The following is a 22,446-nucleotide window of genomic DNA, read 5'->3' as shown; positions in this document are numbered from 1 at the left end:
ACCCCCGGTGGCCGACGCATATGCGCGTTGGCGCCGGGGGTTTTTTTAGGACGCAGCCGCTTTTACGCTATGGCATAATGAAAAATTCATAAAACGATTTTGCCCGGCTCTGCAATCATGGCTAAGACGCTGTACGACAAATTGTGGGATGCTCATGTGGTCCATACCGAAGAGGATGGCACCGCCTTGCTTTATATCGATCGTCAATTGCTGCATGAGGTCACCAGCCCGCAAGCTTTTGAAGGACTGAAGCTGGCTGGCCGGCCGGTTTGGCGCATCAGCGCGAATCTGGCGGTGTCGGATCATAATGTACCCACCACCGATCGATCCGACGGCATTGCCGATCCCATCTCGCGATTGCAGGTCGAAACGCTCGATCACAATTGCGATGATTACGGCATCACACAGTTCAAGATGAACGACTCGCGTCAGGGTATCGTTCACGTCATCGGACCGGAGCAGGGCGCAACGTTGCCCGGCATGACCGTCGTGTGCGGCGATTCCCATACGTCGACTCACGGGGCCTTCGGTGCCCTGGCTTTTGGCATTGGAACTTCGGAAGTCGAACACGTCCTGGCGACCCAGACCTTGCTGATGAAGAAAAGCAAGAACATGCTGGTCAAGGTCGACGGACAATTGCCGCGGGGTTGCTCCGCCAAGGACATCGTGCTGGCGATCATCGGCCGCATCGGTACGGCCGGCGGCACCGGATATTCCATCGAATTCGCCGGCCCGGCGATTCGAGCCCTGTCGATGGAAGGTCGCATGACGGTCTGCAACATGGCGATCGAGGCGGGCGCGCGTGCCGGGCTGGTCGCCGTCGACGACACGACCGTGTCCTACGTCAAGGGGCGGCCCTTTGCGCCCCAGGGGCCGGAGTTCGAGCAGGCGCAAGCGTACTGGCGCACCCTGCATTCCGACCCGGGAGCGCATTTCGACCACGTCGTGGAAATCGACGCCACCCAGATCCGTCCACAAGTCACCTGGGGTACGTCTCCCGAGATGGTCGTGAGTATCGAGGACCGTGTACCCGATCCCGAGCGCGAGAAAGATGCCGTCAAGCGCAGTGCGATGGAGCGAGCCCTGACCTATATGGGACTCGAGCCGAATACACCGCTGCAAGATGTGGCGATCGACAAGGTTTTTATCGGTTCGTGCACGAACTCTCGCATTGAAGATATCCGCGCCGCAGCGTGGGTCGTGAAGAAGCTCGGCAAGCGTGTCGCGACGAATGTGCGTCTGGCCTTGGTCGTGCCGGGCTCGGGGCTCGTCAAGGAGCAGGCCGAGCACGAAGGGCTCGACCAGATCTTCAAGGCAGCGGGATTCGAGTGGCGCGAAGCCGGGTGCTCGATGTGTCTGGCCATGAACGCCGACCGTCTCGAGCCAGGCGAGCGTTGTGCCTCCACGTCGAACCGGAACTTCGAGGGGCGGCAGGGGGCCGGGGGACGTACGCATTTGGTGAGTCCCGCGATGGCTGCCGCAGCGGCCATTGAAGGGCATTTCGTCGATATTCGTCGCCTGGTTTGATCTGATGCCGCTCGGCGTCGCATTTGGCGACGTCTACCCCATAAGGAGAAATCATGAAAAAGCTTTTTTTGCTGGCGTTGGCGTTGGTGAGCGTGATGCTGGCGGGGTGCAATACGGTGGCTGGTATTGGTAAAGATACGGCGGCGGCCGGGCATGCCATTGAAAACGCGGCCCAGAAGTAAATTACACGCTTTGTGGCTGTCCGCCCCGAACGGATCGCCTTTATGTTTCCGTCGCAGGTGAATTGAACATGGAAAAATTTATCGTCCACAGCGGCCTCGTTGCCCCGCTTGACCGAGAGAACGTCGATACCGACGCGATCATTCCCAAGCAATTTCTGAAATCGATCAAGCGCACCGGCTTTGGTCAAAACCTGTTCGATGAATGGCGCTACCTTGACGTAGGACAGCCGGGGCAGGATTGCGCGCGCCGCCCGCTCAACCCGGATTTCGTGCTCAATCAGGCGCGTTATCAAGGCGCCAGCGTGCTGCTCGCGCGCAAGAATTTCGGCTGCGGCAGCTCGCGAGAGCACGCCCCGTGGGCGCTACAGCAGTACGGTTTTCGCGCGATCATCGCTCCGAGCTTCGCGGACATCTTTTTCAATAACTGCTTCAAGAACGGCCTGCTGCCGATTGTCCTCTCGGAATCCCAAGTCGATCACCTCTTCAACGAAACGGTTGCATTCGTGGGCTACAAACTGACGATCGATCTGCAGAAGCAGATGGTGATTGCGCCCGATGGACGCGAGTTTGCATTCGACGTCGAGCCGTTTCGCAAGCATTGCCTGCTCAATGGTTTCGACGATATCGGACTGACCCTGCAGCATGCCGACAAGATCAAGGAATTCGAGGCGCGGCGCCTTGCAACCCAACCATGGCTTAACCATCGTCTGCCAGGCTAATTCGAATCTACGTAAGGAATATGCAATGAAGATCGCAGTGTTGCCGGGTGATGGCATTGGGCCCGAGATTGTCGCCGAAGCCGTGAAAGTGTTGAACGCGCTGGATGAAAAGTTCGAACTGGAGCAGGCGCCGGTCGGCGGGGCAGGTTACGAAGCGAGCGGGCATCCATTGCCTGACGCAACCTTGGCGCTGGCCAAGGCTGCCGATGCGGTCCTGTTCGGCGCGGTCGGTGATTGGAAATATGACGCCCTGGCGCGTGAACTGCGCCCGGAACAAGCCATTCTCGGTTTGCGTAAGCATCTGCAGCTGTTTGCCAATTTTCGCCCGGCAATTCTTTATGACGAACTGGCCAGCGCTTCCAGCCTGAAGCCGGAAATCGTCGCTGGTCTGGATATCCTGATCATCCGCGAGCTGAACGGTGACATCTACTTTGGCCAGCCGCGCGGTATTCGCAGCGCGCCCGATGGTCTTTTTGCCGGTAGCCGCGAGGGCTTCGATACGATGCGCTACAGTGAGCCGGAAGTGCGTCGCATTGCTCACGTGGCATTTCAGGCGGCGCGCAAGCGCGGCAAGCGGCTGTGCTCGGTCGACAAGGCTAATGTGCTGGAAACCTCGCAGCTCTGGAAAGACGTCATGCTTGACGTGGCCAAGGAATACGCCGATGTGGAGTTGTCGCACATGTACGTCGACAATGCCGCAATGCAACTCGTGAAAGCGCCGAAGAACTTCGACGTGATCGTGACCGGCAACATGTTTGGCGATATTCTTTCCGATGAGGCGGCGATGCTGACCGGATCGATCGGGATGCTCCCGTCGGCCTCGCTCGACGCAAATAACAAGGGCCTGTACGAACCGTCGCACGGATCGGCACCCGACATCGCTGGCAAGGGAGTGGCCAACCCGCTGGCGACGATCCTGTCGGCCGCGATGATGTTGCGCTACACGTTCGGCAAGACCGCGCAGGCCGAGCGCATCGAAAACGCCGTCAAGCGGGTGCTGGCACGGGGTTTGCGCACGCCCGACATCTGGCAGGAAGGCGCCACCAAGGTGGGCACGCGCCAGATGGGCGAGGCGGTGGTGGCCGCGTTGCAGGAGTGATGAATCGTCTGCGGCGGCACCACGATGGTGCGGCCGCAGAGTCAATTGAGAGAGTGCAAGATGAAAACCGTAGGTCTGGTAGGTTGGCGTGGCATGGTCGGTTCGGTCCTGATGCAGCGGATGCAGCAGGAAAACGATTTTTCCTTGATCGAGCCGGTGTTCTTCAGCACCAGCAACGCAGGGGGCAAAGCGCCTGCGCAAGCGAAAAATGAAGCGGTGCTCAAAGACGCCAATAATGTCGACGAACTGAAAAAATGCGACATCATCATCACCTGCCAGGGGGGGGATTACACCACCGACATTTTCCCGAAACTGCGCGCTGCGGGCTGGAACGGATACTGGATCGACGCCGCATCGACATTGCGCATGAAAAATGATGCCGTGATCGTGCTCGACCCAGTCAATCTCGATGTCATCAAGAAGGCGCTCGGCAGCGGCGTAAAGAATTACGTTGGCGGCAACTGTACCGTCAGTTGCATGCTGATGGGTCTGGGCGGTTTGTTCCAGCACGATTTGGTCGAATGGATGACCTCGATGACCTATCAGGCCGCGTCCGGCGGCGGTGCGCAGCACATGCGGGAACTGCTGACCCAGTTTGGCAGCCTGCATGGCGAGGTGAAGTCGCTGCTGGATGACCCGGCCTCGGCGATTCTCGAGATCGACCGCAAGGTACTGGCCAAACAGCATGCATTGACCGAGGCTGAAACGCGGCAGTTTGGCGTGCCACTGGGCGGCAACCTGATTCCCTGGATCGACAAGGATCTTGGCAACGGCGTGTCACGCGAAGAGTGGAAGGGCGGTGCCGAGACCAACAAGATTCTTGGTCGCGGCGAAGGCTCCGACGTGGCAGCTATTCCAGTCGATGGGCTCTGCGTGCGCATCGGCGCGATGCGTTGCCACAGCCAGGCGCTTACCATCAAGTTGCGCAAGAATGTGCCGCTCGATGAACTCAACGACATCATCGGTCAGGCCAACGACTGGGTCAAGGTCGTGCCCAACACACGTGAGGCGAGCATGACCGACTTGACTCCTGCGGCGGTGACCGGCACCCTGGAGATTCCGGTGGGACGGTTGCGCAAGATGGCAATGGGCGACCAATATCTGTCAGCGTTCACCGTCGGCGATCAACTGTTGTGGGGAGCGGCCGAGCCGTTGCGCCGGACCTTGCGCATTCTGCTCGACGCTTGACGGAAACCCTGAGGGCGGTGCAAGGTGAGGCCAGGGGAGGGGCCGATCCGGGTGTTTGAACTGGTGCAGCGGAATAGAACACAAAGGGGCACAGGTGCGAAATAGCAAGATGGTCAAACAACACAATGCATTGCGCATGACGGCCCTGGCTGGACTCTTATGGGGCGCTGGCCTGCTGAACGCGAACGCGATGACGCTGGGCAATCAGACTGTTCGTTCCGGTGCCGGCCAGCCGTTGCAGGCCGATATCCAGGTCACCGACGTGACTCCGGACGAAGCGAATGGATTGAGTGTCAGCTTGGCGCCGCAGGAGGTTTTCAACCTTACCGGCGTGAATTATGCCCCTGCGCTCGCCGACCTGAGACTCGGTCTGACCAAAGTCGGACCGAGCCATTATGTTATCCACGTCAGTACCCGTCAGCCGGTCGCGAGCCCCTTTCTTGACCTCGTGATCGTGCTCGATTGGCGTTCTGGGCGGCAAACCAGCCCCTACACGCTGCTGATCAACCAGTCTGCCGAACAGACTCGCCGTGGCAGTGCGGCGATCGTCGCACCGTCGGCCGCGCCGTCCGAGACGGGGGCGACACCCCGGGGCACTCGCCCGTCGGGAGCAACCGCGGGGCAGGAGGGCAAGCGTTACGTCGTCGAGCGCGGCGATACGCTATCGGAACTGGCTGCCCAATTCGCCAGCGAGGTGCCGGGCGTGACATCGGCTCAAATGATGGCGGCGCTTTACAACGCCAACCGTGGCGCCTTCATCGACGGCAACTCGAACCTTCTCAAGGCCGGGGCCACATTGCAACTACCCTCAAGTGGCGCGGTGCAGGCAGTTTCGCCGCAGGCTGCAAGCCGCTTTGTGGCCGAGAGTCGAGCCCAGTTTCAGGCCTATCGCGCGCGTCTTGCCGAAAGTGCGACGAAGCAACGCCCCCAAGCTGCCGGCCGCAGTGCGGGCGGCACGATCGAAAAGCAGGCGCCCGCCGCAGCGCCTGCCGCGTCAGGCGACGAACTGACCTTGTCACGTCCCGAGCAAGGACTGAAGGCAGGCAATACGGCGGAAGATAGCATCGCCCGCGACAAGGCCATTGCCGAAGCGAAAGGGCGTGTTCAGGCGCTGGAGAAGAATGTCGGCGAGCTTCAAAAACTGTTGGCGCTGAAAAAGCAGCAGGCGGCGCAGCAGGCGACAGCGCAATCCGGCGCCTCCGCCTCCGCTGTCGCTGCTGCTGGTGAGGCTGCAAGTAGCGCCGCAGCCTCGGAGCCGACGGCATCGCAGCCGACAGCGGCGCCGGCAGTCGCCTCGCAGGCGCCGGCGGCGGTCGCCGGCGCGCATCAAAAGAAGGGCGCGCCCGCATTGTCATGGGACGCGCTCAAGCGCAATCCTTATTTGTGGCCCGGTGTGGCGCTGCTGGTGCTGCTGCTTGCCATCCTCTGGTTCATGACCCGTCGACGTGCTCAACCGGAGACGCCAGTCGGGCAGGAAGGGCCATATGACGCCGGCGACGACGGCAGTCACGGCGCGACGGCGGACGCAACCGCCGGTGGCGATACCGATAAAACGATGAACGAGCGAATAGCACAGCGCATGGAAAAAGTATCCAGCGAGAAAGATGTTGCGCTGGCGGCCGGGGCGCTTAGCGCCGGGGCTGCGCTGGAGCGGCTGGTGGCGGAAACGGAAAAGGCGCCGAGACCGACGCCGCCGACCATGCCGGTCAATGGCGTGGCTCAGATGGTCGGGGATATCGACCTGTCCCTGCCGGGCCATGCCGATGAACTGGTGCGGACCGAAGCGCATACCGACAAGCCGATCGTGAGTCCTGATGAAGCGCCCTGGGGAACGGTTAATTTTACAATGGCGCCTGTTGGCGACGTTGCTGCAACCGCGCCGTCGCCAGTTGCCCCCGACGACTCGCAAGTGTTACACGACGAATCGGCGACGCCTTTTGCGGCACCTGAGCACGAGGAGGCCCCATCACTCAAACCGTTGTCTTTCGATCTGTCGGGCTTCGATCTCGACTTGAAGGGAGCGAGCGAAGGTGATGCGGCGCAGTCGAGCCCGGCGCACGCGCCACTGGCCGACACGATTCAAACCAAGCTTGAGTTGGCCAATGCCTATCTGGCGATCGGCGACAAGGCCGGCGCGCGCGAGCTGCTCGAAGAGGTGCTCAGGGACGGCGACGCGGCCGCGCAGGCCGAGGCGCGCAAGCGGATGGCCGCGCTGGGATAATACGCGTACCGATTGACCGTAGCTTTGGGCGCCGGATTGTCGATGGCGCCTTTTCTTTTGATCCGATGAACCCCGCGCGGCGCCGCGCCGCGGCGTCTTATGCGAATAGCGCTTGGAATACAGTACGACGGTTTCGCCTTTTCCGGCTGGCAAGCCCAGCCGCACGGCAACACCGTACAGGACGCGCTGGAACGGGCCTTGGCGGCGTTTGCGGGTATGCCGGTGCAAACCCACGTTGCTGGCCGAACCGATGCAGGGGTGCACGCGCTCGGTCAGGTGGTTCACTTCGACACGCCGCTCGACAGGACGGATTACGCCTGGGTTCGCGGCGTCAATGCTTTTTTGCCGAAAGCGGTGGCAATTCAGTGGGCCACACCGGTGTCGGGGGAATTCCACGCACGCTTCGCAGCTTTCGAGCGCACCTATTTTTATATGCTCTATGCGCATCCGGTGCGCGCGCCATTGCTGGAGGGCAAGTGTGGATGGTTGCACACGCCGCTGGACGTCGCGGCGATGCGCGCGGCGGTTCAATGCCTGATCGGAGAGCATGACTTTTCCGCGTTTCGCTCGTCGGAATGCCAGGCCAAGACGCCCGTCAAACATATGTATGCGATCGATATCGGCCAGCAAGGGCATTTTTATGGATTCCGCTTCCGGGCCAATGCTTTCCTTCACCATATGGTTCGCAATTTGATGGGGTGCCTGGTCAGTATCGGCAAGGGGCGCCAGCCACCGGGCTGGATGGCGGAGGTCCTGGCGAGCCGCGACCGTCGTCGCGCGGCGCCGACGTTCATGCCGGACGGGCTGTATCTGGCCCAGGTCGGCTATCCTGACCAATTCCGACTGCCGCCGCCCAACTGGGCGGCGTGGCCTTATCCCATGCCGTGGCCAACATGACTACACGCACTCGCATCAAAATTTGCGGTCTTTCCCAGCCGGCCGATATCGACCACGCCGTCGCGCTGGGCGTCGACGCAATCGGCCTGGTTTTTTACGCGCCGAGCCCGCGTTACGTGACGATCGAACAGGCGGCCGCGCTGGCGAGCCGGGTGCCGCCGTTTGTCACAGTGGTTGGGCTGTTCGTCAACGCCACGCCGGATGAAATCCGCCGCACCGTCGCACGCGTGCCGTTGGGCCTGTTGCAGTTCCATGGCGACGAGTCGGCCGAGCAATGCATGGCGGGAGCCCAGGCCGCGGGTGGGCGTCCATGGCTGCGCGCACTGCGGGTTGGCCCCGACACGAAAAGTGCCGCGGATTTGCTACAATCTGCCGATGGTTACGCCGCCGCGCAGGGCATTTTGCTCGACGCCCTGGTCGAAGGGTACGGCGGCGGAGGGAAGGTCTTCGATTGGTCACTTATTCCAAAAGAACTCGCGCATCGGGCCGTTTTAAGTGGTGGCTTGAACGCGCACAATGTCGCTGACGCCATTGAGCGTGTGCGACCCTACGCCGTGGATGTCTCCAGCGGCGTGGAGTCCGCGCGTGGCGTGAAAGATCACGCCCGTATGGCGGCGTTCGTGCGCGAGGTTCGCGCTGCGGACGCCCGATAATCAAAGCCGTCGGCGGTCATGCCGGCGGTCTCCTCGCGGTGAGTGACACTATGTACGATTTCCCCGATGCTCGAGGCCATTTTGGGCCATATGGCGGCGTATTCGTCTCCGAAACTTTGATTTACGCGCTCGACGAATTGCGCGCCGCCTACGAAAAATGCCAGCAGGATCCGGCATTCCAGGAAGAATTCCATTACGAACTGAAGCATTACGTCGGCCGCCCGTCGCCGGTCTACCATGCCAAGCGCTGGAGTCAGGAGCTCGGCGGTGCGCAGATTTACCTCAAGCGCGAAGATCTCAACCACACGGGCGCGCACAAGATCAACAACGTGATTGGTCAGGCGATACTCGCGCGCCGCATGGGCAAGCCGCGCGTTATCGCCGAGACCGGCGCCGGGCAGCATGGCGTGGCCACAGCCACCATCGCCGCGCGCTTCGGTATGGAATGCGTCGTCTACATGGGCTCCGAAGACGTCAAGCGCCAGGCCGCCAACGTATATCGCATGCAATTGCTGGGCGCGCGCGTGGTGCCGGTCGAATCCGGCTCGAAAACCCTCAAGGACGCGCTCAACGAAGCGATGCGCGACTGGGTGACGAATGTCGACAATACGTTCTACATCATCGGCACGGTGGCCGGGCCCCATCCGTATCCGATGCTGGTGCGCGATTTCCAAAGCGTCATCGGGCAGGAGTGCAAGCTGCAAATGCCCGAGCTGACAGGGCGCCAACCTGATTACGTGCTCGCCTGCGTTGGCGGCGGCTCCAATGCGATGGGGATTTTCCACCCCTATCTGGACCATGCCGGCGTCAAGCTGATCGGCGTGGAAGCTGCGGGTGAGGGCATTGCCACCGGCCACCATGCGGCGGCGCTGGTGGGGGGCACGCCTGGTGTGCTGCACGGCAATCGCACCTATTTGCTGCAAGACGCCAACGGCCAGATTCTGGAAACGCACTCGATCTCGGCCGGGCTGGATTATCCCGGTGTCGGTCCCGAGCATGCCTGGCTCAAAGACAGCCATCGCGCCGAATACGTCGCGGTCACCGACGCCGAGGCGCTGCAGGCGTTTCACGATTGCTGCCGCATCGAGGGCATCATCCCGGCGCTGGAATCGAGTCACGCGCTGGCCTATGCCTGCAAGCTGGCACCGACGCTGCCCAAGGACAAGCTGGTGCTGGTCAATCTGTCAGGGCGCGGCGATAAGGACATGCATACGGTGATGGCCGTCGCGGGCAAGGACGCGCCATAGTGCGGCCGGTACCCGTCGCGACCGTGAGAACAGGCACACCATGACGCGCTCCACGGATGATCCTATCAGCGAGCCGGCGCCGTCGGCCACCCCACCGCTCATCGGCACGTCGGTATCGATACGTCACGCCGATTTTCTAGCCAGTGCGGCTGAGATGGCCGATGGTTCGGTCGACCTGATCCTGGCCGATCCGCCCTACGGTCTCGGCAAGGATTACGGCAACGATTCGGACATGCGTTCGGGCGACGATTTTCTCGCCTGGACGTATGGCTGGCTCGACCTCGCGATTCCCAAGCTCAAGGCGTCCGGGTCCCTTTACATTTTCTGCACCTGGCAGTACGCGCCCGAACTGTTCGTATTTCTCAAACGGCGCATGCTGATGATCAACGAAATCATCTGGGACCGACGCGTTCCAAGCATGGGCGGCACCACACGCCGCTTCAGTTCGGTGCACGACAACATCGGCTTTTTTGCGGTCTCGAAGGACTATTACTTCAATCTCGACGCGGTGCGTATTCCCTACGACCCGGTCACCAAGAAAGCGCGTAGCCGACGCATCTTCGAGGGCAGCAAATGGCTCGAGCTCGGCTACAACCCGAAAGACTTGTGGTCGGTTTCTCGCTTGCACCGGCAGGATCTGGAGCGAGTGGACCATCCGACCCAAAAACCACTCGATATCATCGAGCGCATGGTGCTGGCCACCTGCCCCCCGGATGGGCTGGTGCTGGATCCCTTCATGGGCAGCGGCACCACCGCCGTTGCGTGCGCTCGTCACGGGCGCCGCTTTATCGGCTACGAAATCAACCCGCAATACTGCGCGCTCGCCCATCAACGCATTCACCAATTGGAAAACCATGTCCCGCATACAAGCGACTTTTCAGGCACTGCAAGCGCAGGGTAAGAAGGGCCTAATTCCCTTTATGATGACTGGCGATCCCGAGCCGGCGTGGACCGTCGACCTCATGCATGTGTTGGCCGACAACGGTGCCGACGTGATCGAGCTCGGCGTGCCTTTTTCCGACCCGATGGCTGACGGGCCGGTGATTCAGCGCGCGGCCGAGCGCGCCCTGGTCAAGGGCGTCAGCTTGGCGCAAGTACTCGACAATGTGGCGGCGTTTCGACGCAAAAATACACACACACCGGTCGTGCTGATGGGATACGCCAATCCGATCGAGCGCATGGGGCTCGCAGCGTTCGCGCAACGCGCCCAGATGGCCGGCGTTGACGGCGTGCTGGTGGTTGACTATCCGCCCGAGGAAAGCGACGCGTTTGCCGCGCAGATGCGCGCGCACAACCTCGATCCGATTTTCCTGCTGGCGCCGACCTCGACCGACGAGCGGATCGCGGCGGTCGCCAAGCAGGCCAGCGGTTATGTCTACTACGTGTCGCTTACCGGGGTGACCGGCGCCGCGCACCTGGATCCCGACAGCGTTGCCGGCAAGATCCCCCAAATCAAGCGGCACGTCAGCGTGCCGGTCGGTGTCGGCTTCGGTATCCGCGACGCCCAGACGGCCGCCGTGATCGGGCAGGTGGCCGACGCCGTAGTGATCGGTAGCCGGATCATTCAGTTGCTGGAAGACGCCACGCGCGATCAGGACGACCAAAGTGCCGCGAAAGCGGTAAAATCGCTGGCTGAATTCATTGCCGGAATTCGCGTTGCACTGGATGAAATGCCTGCAACCCGTAAATAACGGCCAAGGAGAAACGATGAGTTGGCTCGATAAACTGTTGCCGCCCAAGATCAAGCAGACCGATCCGGCCCAACGCAACAAAAGCATTCCCGAGGGATTGTGGGTCAAGTGCCCGTCGTGTGAAGCCGTTTTGTATCGCAATGACGTCGAGGCAAACCTGCACGTTTGCCCCAAATGCGACCATCATATGCGCATCAACGCGCGCGAGCGCCTGGACGGCCTTCTCGATCCGGAAGGCCGCTACGAGATCGGCCAGGAAATCGTGCCGGTCGACGCGCTCAAGTTCAAGGACAGCCGCAAGTATCCGGAGCGCATCAAGGAGGCCATGGAAGACACCGGCGAGACCGATGCCATGGTGGTCATGGGTGGCGCGATCCATACGCTGCCGGTGGTCGTTGCCTGCTTCGAGTTCGGTTTCATGGGCGGCTCGATGGGGTCGGTGGTCGGCGAGCGCTTTGCGCGCGGCGCGCAAAATGCCATCGAACAGGGTGTGCCGTTCATCTGCATTACCGCCTCCGGTGGTGCGCGCATGCAGGAAAGTCTGCTTTCCCTGATGCAGATGGCCAAGACCACCGCCATGCTGACCAAGCTGTCGGAAGCGAAATTGCCTTTCATTTCCGTGCTCACCGATCCGACCATGGGCGGCGTGTCGGCCAGCTTCGCCTTTTTGGGCGACGTCGTGATTGCCGAACCCAGGGCGCTGGTCGGATTCGCGGGGCCCCGCGTGATCGAGCAGACCGTGCGCGAGACGCTGCCGGAAGGATTCCAGCGCGCCGAGTTCCTGCTGCAGAAAGGGGCGATCGACATGATCGTCGATCGTCGCAAGTTGCGGGAGGAAATCGCCCGGCTGATCGCCCTGATGGAGCGCCAGCCGGCCGACGCGGTGGCCTGAACGCAGTTCGAATTCAGCGTAAGATTCAGTCTTCAGCGCGGCGGCGTCCGCGCTTTGTTTTTTTGCCTGTCCCATGCCGACTTTTCCAACGCTTTCTCCGTGGCTCGAATACCTGGAAACCGCCCATCCCGTGGGTATCGACATGGGCCTTGCGCGTATCGGCAAGGTCAAGCAGGCCCTGGGGCTGACCTTTGCCTGCCCGGTGTTTACCGTGGGCGGCACCAACGGCAAGGGTTCGACCTGCGCGCTGCTCGAAGCGATGCTGCTGGCCGCCGGTTACAAGGTCGGCTGCCATACGTCGCCGCACCTGCTGGCATTCAACGAGCGGGCACGAATCAACGGCGAGATTGCCAGCGATGAGCAACTGCTGCCGCATTTCGAAGCGGTCGAATCAGCTAGATGCAGTTTCCCCGAGCCGGTATCGCTGACCTATTTCGAATTCACCACGCTGGCGATCATGCATCTGTTCGCCGCCAGCGGCCTGGACGCCGTGATCCTGGAGGTCGGCCTGGGCGGGCGACTCGATGCGGTCAATATCATCGATACGGACTGCGCCGTCGTCACCAGTATCGATATCGATCACGCCAGCTATCTGGGCGATACCCGAGAAAAAATCGGCTTCGAGAAGGCGGGTATCTTCCGAACCGGCCGGCCGGCGATCTGCAGCGACCCGGTGCCGCCGCAATCGTTGATCGATCACGCACAGGAGATCGACGCCGATCTCTGGCTGTTTGGCCGCGATTTCAATTACCAGGGTGACAAGCAGCAATGGAGTTATGGCGGGCGCAGCCTGCGTCGGGCGGCGCTTGCCTATCCGGCTCTGCGCGGCGCCAATCAGCTGCTGAACGCGGCCGCGGCGCTGGCGGCCCTGGAGGCCATGCGGGAGCGCCTGCCGGTCAGCGCACAGGACATGCGGCGCGGCCTGGCCGCCGCCGAACTGCCGGGGCGCTTCCAGGTGCTGCCTGGCCAGCCGGCTGTCGTGCTTGACGTTGCCCACAACCCGCACGCCGCCGCCGTGCTGGGGCAGAATCTCGACAGCATGGGTTACTTCCCATACACGCACGTGGTGTTCGGCGCCATGCAGGACAAGGATATCGGCGGCATCCTCAAACATCTGGTGGACAAGGTCGATCACTGGTACCTGAGCGCACTGCCAACGGCGCGCGCGGCCGCGCCGGAGGTGTTGGAGCAGAAACTTCTGGCGGCCGGTTTCCGAACAGACGCCGATCATTCGGTGCAGCGCTTCGCTTCGCCCGAGCAGGCATATCTCGAGGCACGAAAAGTGGCTCGCGACAATGATAGAATCGTGGTTTTCGGATCGTTCTATACCGTTGCCGGCGTAATTGCCCAGCGCAAGTTGGAGCGCCATTGAATGACCGACACACTGGAATTGGGCGCATGACGGCTAATGCCGGTTTTTCCGCCACGACCTGAGCCTCGCCATGGGATTGTTCTCCTTCCGCAAAAAAGAAGTCGAATCCGTAACTCCCAAGCGCGCCAGCCGTGCCCGCGCGCCGCGCACCGCGGCGGCGAACGAATATAGCGCACATCCTCAGGTCGACCCCTTGTTGCCCGAAAAGCAACGTGCGCGCCGCCGCCTGGTTGGCGCTCTGGCGCTTGTGCTGGCGGCCGTCATCGTGCTGCCGATGGTGCTCGATTCCAAGCCGAAGCCGGCGACCGGCGATATCGCAATCGAAATTCCGAGCCAGAACCAGACCATGCCGCCCGTCAAGATCGCGGCGACCCAGCAAAGCCTGGGCCAGGGCGAGAGCGTCGTGCCGGATGCCGCCAAATCCGCTGCGCCTGCCAATCCGCCGGCTGATGCCCCGGCCGACAAAACGAACAAAGCGGCACCAAGTGCTGCGCCGCGCGCCGTGGCGCCTGCCGTGACGGCCAAACCGGCGCAGGCCGAGCCGCAAGCCAGTAAGCCGGCGCCGGCCACCACGGCCGCCGCCGCAGACAAGGCCGGACATTTCGTCATACGCATTGGCGCGTTCGCCGATCGTCAGCGTGCCATGAACTGGCTGACCAAGCTGAAGGCCGCCAAGGTGCCCAGTTACGTCGAACAGCGCAAGATCAACGGCCGCACGCTGTTCTTGTTGCGTGCCGGGCCGTTCAAGGACAAAGCCAGCGCGGAGGATGCCGCGCGCCAGGTGCGCCGCATCGGCCTGCAGGCACAGATAGCTGAGGTCTCCTGAGTTGGTCGGCGCAACGCATGGCGCGATCCTGACCAGCGTCGATTATCTGGCGCTGGTGATCGTGGCCGGGTCCATGCTGCTGGGGATGTGGCGCGGGTTCTTGCGGGAAGTATTCGCCCTTATCGGCTGGGTAGTGGCGTTTTTCGTGGCGCGGGCCTTGGCTCCCACGGTGACCCGCTGGCTGCCCGGCGACTTGCCCGGGCGCGAGGTGACACAAGGTTTGCTGGCGTTCGTGCTGGTGTTTGTGGCGGTGGTTTTTCTGGCTGGCATCGTCAACAGCCTGCTGGGCAAGCTGGTGGAGATTTCCGGGCTGCGCCCGGCCGATCGTGGCCTGGGCACGCTGTTCGGCGTGGTGCGCGGCGTAGTGATCCTGATGATTCTGGTGTGCGCTGCCCGCCTGACCGACGCGCCGCAGCAAACGTTCTGGCAACAGTCGCTGTTGCGGCCCTATGTCGAACAGGGCTTGCAGGTGCTCAGGCCGTTCCTGCCGGACGCCGTCGCGCAGTACGTGCCGAGTGAGCGCCTGTCGGCTGGCGCCATGTGAAGGTTTCGATGTTTTTTTGAAGGACTCATGCCATGTGCGGCATCGTAGGGGTAGTTTCCAAATCGCCTGTCAATCAGTTCATTTACGATAGTCTGCTGTTGCTGCAGCATCGTGGACAGGACGCCGCCGGTATCGCGACCGCGAACGGCAACTCGTTTCACATGCACAAGGGCAACGGCATGGTGCGCGACGTATTTCGCACGCGCAACATGCGCAGCCTGCCGGGCAATATCGGCATTGGTCAGGTGCGCTATCCGACCGCCGGATCGGCCAGCAGCGCCGAAGAGGCGCAGCCGTTCTATGTCAGCGCGCCATACGGCATCATCATGGCGCACAACGGCAACCTGACCAACTGGGAACAGCTCAGGGACGAGATGTTCCGTGTCGATCGCCGTCACATCAACACCAGTTCCGACTCGGAAGTATTGCTCAACGTGCTGGCGCATGAACTGCAGACTGCCAGCACCGACATCTCGCTCTCGCGCGAAGGGCTGTTCCGCGCGGTCTCGGGGATGCACCGGCGCGTGCGCGGCTCCTATGCGATCGTCGCGCTGATTGCCGGCTTCGGCCTGCTTGCATGCCGCGATCCTTTCGGCATCCGGCCCCTGTGCTTTGGTCGCCACGACGGTCCGAACGGTACCGAATGGATGGTCGCCTCCGAATCGGTGGCGCTCGAGGGCATGGGGTTCACCTTCGTGCGCGATGTGGCACCGGGCGAAGCCGTCATCATCGATCTCGATGGCAATCTGCACACGCAGCAATGTGCCGATGCGCCGAGCCTGAACCCCTGTATTTTCGAGCTGGTTTATCTGGCTCGGCCGGATTCGTGCCTGGACGGTGTTCCGGTCTACGACGCCCGGCTGCGCATGGGGGATTACCTGGCCGAGAAGATCAAGCGAACCCTGCCTATCGACGAGATCGACGTGGTGATGCCGATTCCCGACTCGAGCCGCCCGGCCGCCATGCAGGTCGCCAAGCAGCTCAACGTCAACTACCGCGAGGGTTTCTTCAAGAACCGCTACGTGGGCCGCACATTTATCATGCCGGGGCAAGCGGTGCGCAAGAAATCGGTGCGCCAGAAGCTCAATGCGATGCGTGTCGAATTCAAGGACAAATGCGTGCTGATCGTCGACGATTCGATCGTGCGCGGCACGACCAGCCAGGAAATCGTCCAGATGGCGCGCGACGCCGGAGCCCGCAAAGTGATCTTTGCCTCTGCCGCGCCGCCGGTCAAATTCCCGAACGTCTACGGTATCGATATGCCGACCAGCAGCGAGCTGGTTGCACACGGCCGCACGGATGAAGAGGTGGCGCGCATCATTGGCGCCGACGCCCTGGTATACCAGGACGTCGAAGACATGAAACGGGCCGTGATGGACATCAATCCGGCGCTGAGCAACTTCGACGCATCCTGCTTCGACGGCAACTACATCACCGGCGACGTCACCCCGGCCTATCTCGACCGGCTCGAGCAGGCGCGCCTGTCGCCGCGTGCACAGAGCGACCGCGACGGCACCGACGGCGGCACGGACGACGAGGGCGCCACTCACCTGAGTCTGTGATGGCGGGTTGTGGCACAGGGTGGTACACTGCATGAGCGTCGATTTGATTTCAGCTTGCGGACGCGGGGCAAACAGCCTCGAAACAGCTAAAGCGAGGCCTAGATAGATGGAATTTCAAGCCCGTTTTGCTGACCAGCGAAACGGGCTTTTTTATTGATAAGGGATACCTCCATGGACGCCTTCGATTTCGATACGCTGGCGGTGCGCGCCGGCACCGAGCGCACCAACTTCAACGAGCATTCGGAAGCGCTTTTCCTGACCTCCAGCTTTTGCTTCAAGAGCGCGGCCGAGGCCGCCGAGCGTTTTGCCAAATCCGAGGAAGGCTTCGTCTACTCCCGCTTCACCAATCCGACCGTATCGATGTTCCAGGACCGGCTCGCGGCCCTGGAGGGCGCCGAGGCCTGCATGGCGACGGCCTCTGGCATGAGCGCGATCATGTCGGTGGTGATGAGCACGCTCAGCGCGGGCGATCATCTGGTCAGTTCGCAAAGCATCTTCGGTTCGACGCTGCAAATGTTCAGCGCGATTTTCAGTCGATTTGGTATCCGAACGACTTTCGTCGATCCGAGCGACCTCGACGCGTGGCGCGCGGCAATCGAACCCGACACCAAGATGTTCTTCCTGGAAACGCCGTCCAATCCGCTGACCGATGTTGCCGATATCGCCGCCATCGGCAGTATCGCAAAACAGGCAGGCGCCTTGTTCGTGGTCGACAACTGCTTCTGTTCGCCGGCCTTGCAACTGCCCATCAAGCTAGGGGCCGACGTGGTCGTGCACTCGGCGACCAAGTACCTCGATGGCCAGGGGCGCGTGCTGGGCGGCGCGGTGGTCGGCACCCGCGAGTACATCATGGGGAAAATATTTCCCTTCGTGCGCAGCGCCGGGCCGACCCTGTCGGCCTTCAATGCCTGGGTTCTGCTCAAGGGCATGGAGACGCTCAAACTGCGCATGGAGAAGCAATCGGCCAATGCGCTGGAGATCGCCCGATGGCTCGAGGCGCACCCGGGGATCGCCCGTGTCTACTACCCCGGGCTGCCGTCGCATCCGCAACACGCGCTGGCGATGCGCCAGCAAAGCAGTGGCGGGGCGATCGTCGCATTCGACGTCAAGGGCGACACGCCCGAGCAGCAGCGCGCCAACGCCTGGCGAGTGATCGATCACACGAAAATCTGCTCGATCACGGGTAACCTCGGTGACACCCGTACCACGATCACGCATCCGGCGAGCACCACGCATGGCCGCATCACGCCGGAAGCACGAGCCGCGGCGGGTATTACCGAGGGGCTGATTCGCCTGGCGGTGGGGCTGGAAAACGCTGCCGACATCCGTGCCGATCTGGCGCGCGGACTGGATATCTGACCAACGATCGCCACTGCCATGAGCCGCTACTGGAGTCCCGGTATTGCACGCCTGACACCCTACGTGCCGGGCGAGCAACCGCAGCTTGAACGACTGATCAAGCTCAATACCAACGAGAATCCCTATGGGCCGTCGCCACGCGTGCTGCAAGCCGTGCGCGACGCGCTGGGCGACGACGGCGACGGCCTGCGGCGCTACCCCGACCCGGACGCCGCGCGCCTGAAGGCGGCCATTGCCGCCTATCACGGACTGAGCGCTGCGCAGGTATTCGTGGGCAATGGGTCCGACGAAGTGCTGGCACTGGTATTTCAGGCGCTGCTCAAGCACGAACGACCGATTCTGTTTCCCGACATCACGTACAGCTTCTACCCGGTCTATTGCGGCCTGTATGAGATCGCCTACGAGAGCGTGCCGCTGACCGACCGATACACGATCCGGGCGGCCGACTACGTGCGCCCGAACGGCGGCATCATCTTCCCCAATCCCAATGCGCCGACAGGGTGCCTGATGCCATTGCAGGACGTTGAAGCGATCCTGCGCGGCAATCCGGACTCCGTTGTCGTCGTCGATGAGGCATATATCGACTTCGGAGGCGTCTCGGCCGTGACGCTGATCGACCGGTATCCGAATCTACTGGTGGTCCAGACGCTCTCCAAATCGCGCTCCCTGGCTGGATTGCGCGTCGGCTTTGCGCTGGGTCATGCCGATCTGATCGCGGGCCTGGAGCGCGTCAAAAACAGCTTCAACTCCTACCCGCTGGATCGACTGGCCCAGGCGGGCGCGGTGGCCGCTTTTGAAGACCGCGATCATTTCGAGCACACCCGCCGGGCCGTCATGGCGAGCCGGGATGCCTTGACGCTTCGCTTGAGCGCGCTGGGGTTCGAAGTGTTGCCTTCGGCCGCCAACTTCGTCTTCGCGCGCCACCCGGCGCACGACGCCGCGACGCTGGCTGCTGCATTGCGGGCGCGGCACATCGTGGTGCGGCACTTTGCCAAGCCGCGTATCGCGCAATTCCTGCGCATCTCGGTCGGCACCGACCAGGAATGCGACGCGCTCTGCGACGCGCTGGCGGACATCGTGGCGTGAGGCGGGGCGGCTCCCGGCGAATTTTTGCGCCAGGACACCGCTCGCGCTACGCCATGGCCTGTTTGCGCCACTGCGCGGGCGGCATGCCGTACGCCGCGCGAAACGCGTGCGTCAACGCGCTCTGATCGTTGAAGCCGACCGCCAGCGCAATGTCGCTCAGCGGCATGGTGTTCTGGCGCAGCAGCGTCGCGGCGCGCTCCAGCCGCAGGCGCAGCAGATAGCGGTACGGCGTGGTGCCGGCAGCCGCCACGAAGCAATCGTGAAAGCGGCGCGGACTCAGCCCCGTGAGCCCGGCCAACTGGGCCGTGGTCACCGGCTCATCGAGGCGGCTGCGCATGAACTGGTCGATCTTCGCGACGTCCAGGCGCCGGGCGTCGGTGCGTTGCGGGCTCAAGCGTTCGTTCAGCGCATCGAGCAGCAAATGGCAGCCGCGCAGGCGCAGCGCCTGGCGTTGCGGATGCCGTTGTGTGTTTTCCGCGATGAAATGCACCAGATGCACCAGATCTCGGTCCAGCGTAAAGAATCTCGCATCATCGAATAACGGTCCGTCGGTATGCCGCGATACCGGTAAATCCAGTACAAGCTGGCTGTTTCGCCGCTCGCCGCGGTAATCGTGGCGCACGCTGGCCGGAATCACACAGCCACGCCGCGCGGTGATTTCGCCCGCGCTGCCTGGCAGCGCGATTTCCATGCGGCCGGCCAGGCCGATGACCACCTGGTGGTGCTCATGCAGGTCGCTGTTCTGGAGCGGCTCATAGTGCCGGACCTCCAGTACGGCCGGGGCGGCGGTGTGGCTCGATGAGTGAGACATAAGACGCGCGCAGGGCTGCCGTTGACGGGATAGCCAAGTATATGCCCGATCCGCGACACAAGCCCGGCTGTATAATGGCGGCTTCAGCTTTCAAGCCGCTTCAGGGCAGCCCTCGACAATCAGCCTGCGCGCCAATCGCGGGCTTTTTGTTTGGTTCGCCGCAATTCTTCAGGCCTATCATGAGCAAAATCCGTACACGTTTCGCCCCCAGCCCGACTGGCTTCATTCATCTGGGCAATATTCGCTCCGCGCTGTATCCCTGGGCGTTTGCGCGCCACAATCACGGCGACTTCATTCTGCGCATCGAAGACACCGATCTCGAGCGCTCGACGCCGGCTGCGGTACAGGCGATCCTGGACGGCATGGCGTGGCTCGAACTGGATTTCGACGAGGGGCCGTTCTATCAAATGCAGCGCATGGATCGCTACCGTGAAGTGCTGCAGCAGTTGCTCGAGGCTGGTCAGGTGTACCAGTGTTACATGACGCCCGAAGAACTCGACGCCCTGCGCGAGGAGCAGCGGGCCAAAGGCGAGAAGCCGCGCTACGACGGTCGGTGGCGGCCCGAGCCGGGCAAGACGCTGCCGAGTCCGCCGCCGGGCGTCGCGCCGGTGCTGCGGTTCAGAAATCCGCTGAGCGGGTCGGTCGCGTGGGACGACGCGGTGAAGGGCCGCATCGAAATCTCGAACGAAGAACTGGACGATCTGGTGATCGCCCGGCCCGACGGCACGCCGACCTACAATTTCTGCGTGGTGGTCGACGACATGGACATGGCCATTACGCACGTGATTCGCGGCGATGACCACGTCAACAATACACCGCGTCAAATCAATATTTTCCGGGCGCTGGGCAAGGAACCCCCGGTCTACGCGCATTTGCCCACGGTACTCAACGATCAGGGCGAGAAAATGTCCAAGCGCAATGGTGCGATGGGCGTGATGCAATACCGCGACGAAGGCTACTTGCCCGAAGCGGTATTGAACTATCTCGCCCGCTTGGGTTGGGCGCACGGCGATGCGGAGATTTTCTCGCGCGAGCAGTTTGTCGCATGGTTCGACCTCGAGCATCTGGGCAAATCGCCGGCGCAGCACAACCCTGAAAAGTTGGCATGGTTGAACAACCACTACATCAAACAGGCCGACAATGACCGGCTGGCGGGCCTGGCGCAGCCGTTTCTCGCCCAGCAGGGATTGTCGACCGACGGCGGTCCGGCGCTGGCCGGCGTAGTCGGCCTGCTCAAGGACCGCGCCAACACCGTCAAGGAAATCGCCGCGAATGCCGCGATGTTCTACCGGGTACCGCAACCGGCGCCCGAGGCGCTGGCTCAGCACCTGAGCGAGCAGGTCAAGCCGGCGCTGGCCGATCTGGCCGCCGCGCTGGGCGACGTCGAGTGGAGCAAGGAAGCGATCGGTGCCGCGTTCAAGGCCGTGCTGGCGCGGCATGGCCTGAAGATGCCCCAATTGGCGATGCCGGTGCGCCTGCTGACCGTGGGACAAACGCAAACGCCGTCGATCGATGCGGTGTTGGCGCTGCTGGGACGTCAGACGGTGCTCAGCCGGCTGGGCGGTTAAGCGCCAAAGAGCGCCGGAGGGCAAAGAAAAAGCCGGTGACTGCCATGCAGTACCGGCTTTTTTGAGAGGTGTCCGGCCCGCGGGCCGCGCGCAATTGCCTCAGGCCGACGGCTTGACGCTTGAATAGCCTTCCAGCAGTTTGACCATTTGCGCGAAAACCTTCGGATTGCCGGCCAGAATCTCCCCGTGATGCAGGAAGTTGCTGTCGCCGACATAGTTGCCGACCAGACCGCCGGCCTCGGTGATGAGCAGGCTGCCGGCCGCCATGTCCCACGGACTGAGCCCCTGCTCGAAGAAGCCATCGAGTCGCCCGGCGGCGACGCTGGCCAGATCGAGCGCGGCGGCGCCCGGGCGGCGAATGCCTGCGCAATGTTCGGTCATTGCGCCGAACATCTTGAGATAGTTATCGATACCTTGCAGGTCGCGGAACGGAAAGCCGGTGCCGATCAGGCTGTCGGCCAGTCGGTCGCGGCGCGACACCCGCAACCGGCGGTCATTGAGAAACGCACCGCGCCCGCGCGAGGCCGTGTACAGGTCGTTGCGGGTCGGATCGTAGATGACCGCCTGGCTGACCACGCCCTTGTGCGCCAGCGCGATCGATACGCAGTAATAGGGGAAGCCGTGGATGAAATTGGTCGTGCCATCGAGCGGATCGATGATCCACTGAAACTCGGAGTCCTGCCCGGAAGCGCCCGACTCCTCTGCTAGAATCGCGTGCTCCGGATAGGCGGTCAGCAGGGTTTCGATAATGGCTTGTTCGGCGGCCTTGTCCACTTCCGTCACGAAATCGTTATGCTGTTTCTTGCTGACCCGGACCAGATCGATATCCAGCGAAGCGCGATTGATGACCTGGCCAGCGCGGCGAGCAGCCTTGACCGCGATGTTGAGCATGGGATGCATAAATAATCCTTTGTGTGCTGGACCGCCGGGACGCTGCCCGACAACCGCGCGACGATTGCGTGATGAATTTTGGATAAGAGCGCTGCCGTGGCGATGCCCTGC

At 62.4% G+C, this 22,446-nt stretch carries 21 protein-coding genes; 19 read left to right on the top strand and 2 right to left on the bottom strand.

Annotated elements, in window-relative coordinates; genetic code table 11:
* Positions 1–117 precede the first annotated feature (117 nt).
* The 18 genes from leuC (at position 118) to hisC (ending at position 19,065) form a co-directional block, all read left to right on the top strand.
* Positions 118–1,527, top strand: coding sequence for a 3-isopropylmalate dehydratase large subunit (gene leuC, locus PATSB16_RS12060; RefSeq protein ID WP_047214368.1), 1,410 nt, complete (start codon positions 118–120; stop codon positions 1,525–1,527).
* A 53-nt stretch (positions 1,528–1,580) separates the two neighbouring features.
* On the top strand, positions 1,581–1,709 hold the full coding sequence (locus tag PATSB16_RS12055; protein WP_062551277.1) for an entericidin A/B family lipoprotein: 129 nt from the start codon (positions 1,581–1,583) through the stop codon (positions 1,707–1,709).
* 68 nt (positions 1,710–1,777) lie between these two features.
* Positions 1,778–2,428, top strand: a complete 651-nt coding sequence (leuD, locus tag PATSB16_RS12050; RefSeq protein ID WP_047214367.1) for a 3-isopropylmalate dehydratase small subunit — start codon at positions 1,778–1,780, stop codon at positions 2,426–2,428.
* A 25-nt stretch (positions 2,429–2,453) separates the two neighbouring features.
* Entirely contained in the window at positions 2,454–3,527 is a 1,074-nt protein-coding gene (gene leuB / locus PATSB16_RS12045; RefSeq protein WP_047214366.1) for a 3-isopropylmalate dehydrogenase, read from the top strand.
* A 60-nt stretch (positions 3,528–3,587) separates the two neighbouring features.
* Entirely contained in the window at positions 3,588–4,715 is a 1,128-nt protein-coding gene (asd, locus tag PATSB16_RS12040; RefSeq protein ID WP_047214365.1) for an aspartate-semialdehyde dehydrogenase, read from the top strand.
* 55 nt (positions 4,716–4,770) lie between these two features.
* Entirely contained in the window at positions 4,771–6,936 is a 2,166-nt protein-coding gene (locus PATSB16_RS12035; protein WP_156884735.1) for a motility hub landmark protein FimV, read from the top strand.
* 99 nt (positions 6,937–7,035) lie between these two features.
* Complete coding sequence (truA, locus tag PATSB16_RS12030) at positions 7,036–7,833, top strand: tRNA pseudouridine(38-40) synthase TruA (RefSeq protein WP_047214363.1); 798 nt, start codon at positions 7,036–7,038, stop codon at positions 7,831–7,833.
* Complete coding sequence (locus tag PATSB16_RS12025; protein WP_047214362.1) at positions 7,830–8,486, top strand: phosphoribosylanthranilate isomerase; 657 nt, start codon at positions 7,830–7,832, stop codon at positions 8,484–8,486. Before truA ends, PATSB16_RS12025 begins: the two co-directional genes overlap by 4 nt.
* Before the next feature lie 50 nt (positions 8,487–8,536).
* Entirely contained in the window at positions 8,537–9,733 is a 1,197-nt protein-coding gene (trpB, locus tag PATSB16_RS12020; RefSeq protein WP_047214360.1) for a tryptophan synthase subunit beta, read from the top strand.
* Between the two features lie 40 nt (positions 9,734–9,773).
* Positions 9,774–10,634 (top strand): DNA-methyltransferase, encoded by an 861-nt coding sequence (locus tag PATSB16_RS12015; RefSeq protein ID WP_047214358.1) that lies wholly within the window; start codon positions 9,774–9,776, stop codon positions 10,632–10,634.
* Positions 10,588–11,424, top strand: a complete 837-nt coding sequence (gene trpA, locus PATSB16_RS12010; protein ID WP_047214357.1) for a tryptophan synthase subunit alpha — start codon at positions 10,588–10,590, stop codon at positions 11,422–11,424. Before PATSB16_RS12015 ends, trpA begins: the two co-directional genes overlap by 47 nt.
* Positions 11,425–11,440: 16 nt before the next feature.
* Positions 11,441–12,316, top strand: a complete 876-nt coding sequence (gene accD / locus PATSB16_RS12005) for an acetyl-CoA carboxylase, carboxyltransferase subunit beta (protein ID WP_047214355.1) — start codon at positions 11,441–11,443, stop codon at positions 12,314–12,316.
* A gap of 73 nt (positions 12,317–12,389) precedes the next feature.
* Positions 12,390–13,688, top strand: a complete 1,299-nt coding sequence (folC, locus tag PATSB16_RS12000) for a bifunctional tetrahydrofolate synthase/dihydrofolate synthase (RefSeq protein ID WP_047214354.1) — start codon at positions 12,390–12,392, stop codon at positions 13,686–13,688.
* Between the two features lie 70 nt (positions 13,689–13,758).
* Complete coding sequence (locus tag PATSB16_RS11995) at positions 13,759–14,514, top strand: SPOR domain-containing protein (RefSeq protein ID WP_047214353.1); 756 nt, start codon at positions 13,759–13,761, stop codon at positions 14,512–14,514.
* Between the two features lies 1 nt (position 14,515).
* A complete protein-coding gene (locus PATSB16_RS11990; RefSeq protein WP_052892670.1) occupies positions 14,516–15,058 on the top strand; it encodes a CvpA family protein in 543 nt (180 codons plus the stop codon).
* A gap of 32 nt (positions 15,059–15,090) precedes the next feature.
* Complete coding sequence (gene purF / locus PATSB16_RS11985) at positions 15,091–16,620, top strand: amidophosphoribosyltransferase (protein WP_047214351.1); 1,530 nt, start codon at positions 15,091–15,093, stop codon at positions 16,618–16,620.
* A 171-nt stretch (positions 16,621–16,791) separates the two neighbouring features.
* Positions 16,792–17,979: an O-succinylhomoserine sulfhydrylase gene (locus PATSB16_RS11980; protein ID WP_047214350.1), complete on the top strand. Its 1,188-nt coding sequence runs from the start codon at positions 16,792–16,794 to the stop codon at positions 17,977–17,979.
* 18 nt (positions 17,980–17,997) lie between these two features.
* A complete protein-coding gene (gene hisC, locus PATSB16_RS11975) occupies positions 17,998–19,065 on the top strand; it encodes a histidinol-phosphate transaminase (protein ID WP_047214349.1) in 1,068 nt (355 codons plus the stop codon).
* Positions 19,066–19,111: 46 nt separating this feature from the next.
* On the opposite strand, the gene PATSB16_RS11970 is transcribed toward hisC, so the two are convergent.
* Positions 19,112–19,876 carry an AraC family transcriptional regulator gene (locus tag PATSB16_RS11970; protein ID WP_047214348.1) on the bottom strand — a complete coding sequence of 255 codons (765 nt, stop codon included), beginning with the start codon at positions 19,874–19,876 and terminating at the stop codon, positions 19,112–19,114.
* A 179-nt stretch (positions 19,877–20,055) separates the two neighbouring features.
* On the opposite strand from PATSB16_RS11970, the gene gltX reads away from it, so the two are divergent.
* Positions 20,056–21,444, top strand: a complete 1,389-nt coding sequence (gene gltX, locus PATSB16_RS11965) for a glutamate--tRNA ligase (RefSeq protein WP_418303867.1) — start codon at positions 20,056–20,058, stop codon at positions 21,442–21,444.
* A 99-nt stretch (positions 21,445–21,543) separates the two neighbouring features.
* Here the strand turns inward: gltX and PATSB16_RS11960 are convergent, their stop codons facing one another.
* Positions 21,544–22,344, bottom strand: coding sequence for an inositol monophosphatase family protein (locus PATSB16_RS11960; protein ID WP_047214347.1), 801 nt, complete (start codon positions 22,342–22,344; stop codon positions 21,544–21,546).
* Positions 22,345–22,446 lie beyond the last annotated feature (102 nt).

It is taken from the genome of Pandoraea thiooxydans, from assembly GCF_001931675.1.
Lineage (GTDB): Bacteria > Pseudomonadota > Gammaproteobacteria > Burkholderiales > Burkholderiaceae > Pandoraea > Pandoraea thiooxydans.
This window is presented reverse-complemented; position numbering and strand designations above follow the sequence as displayed.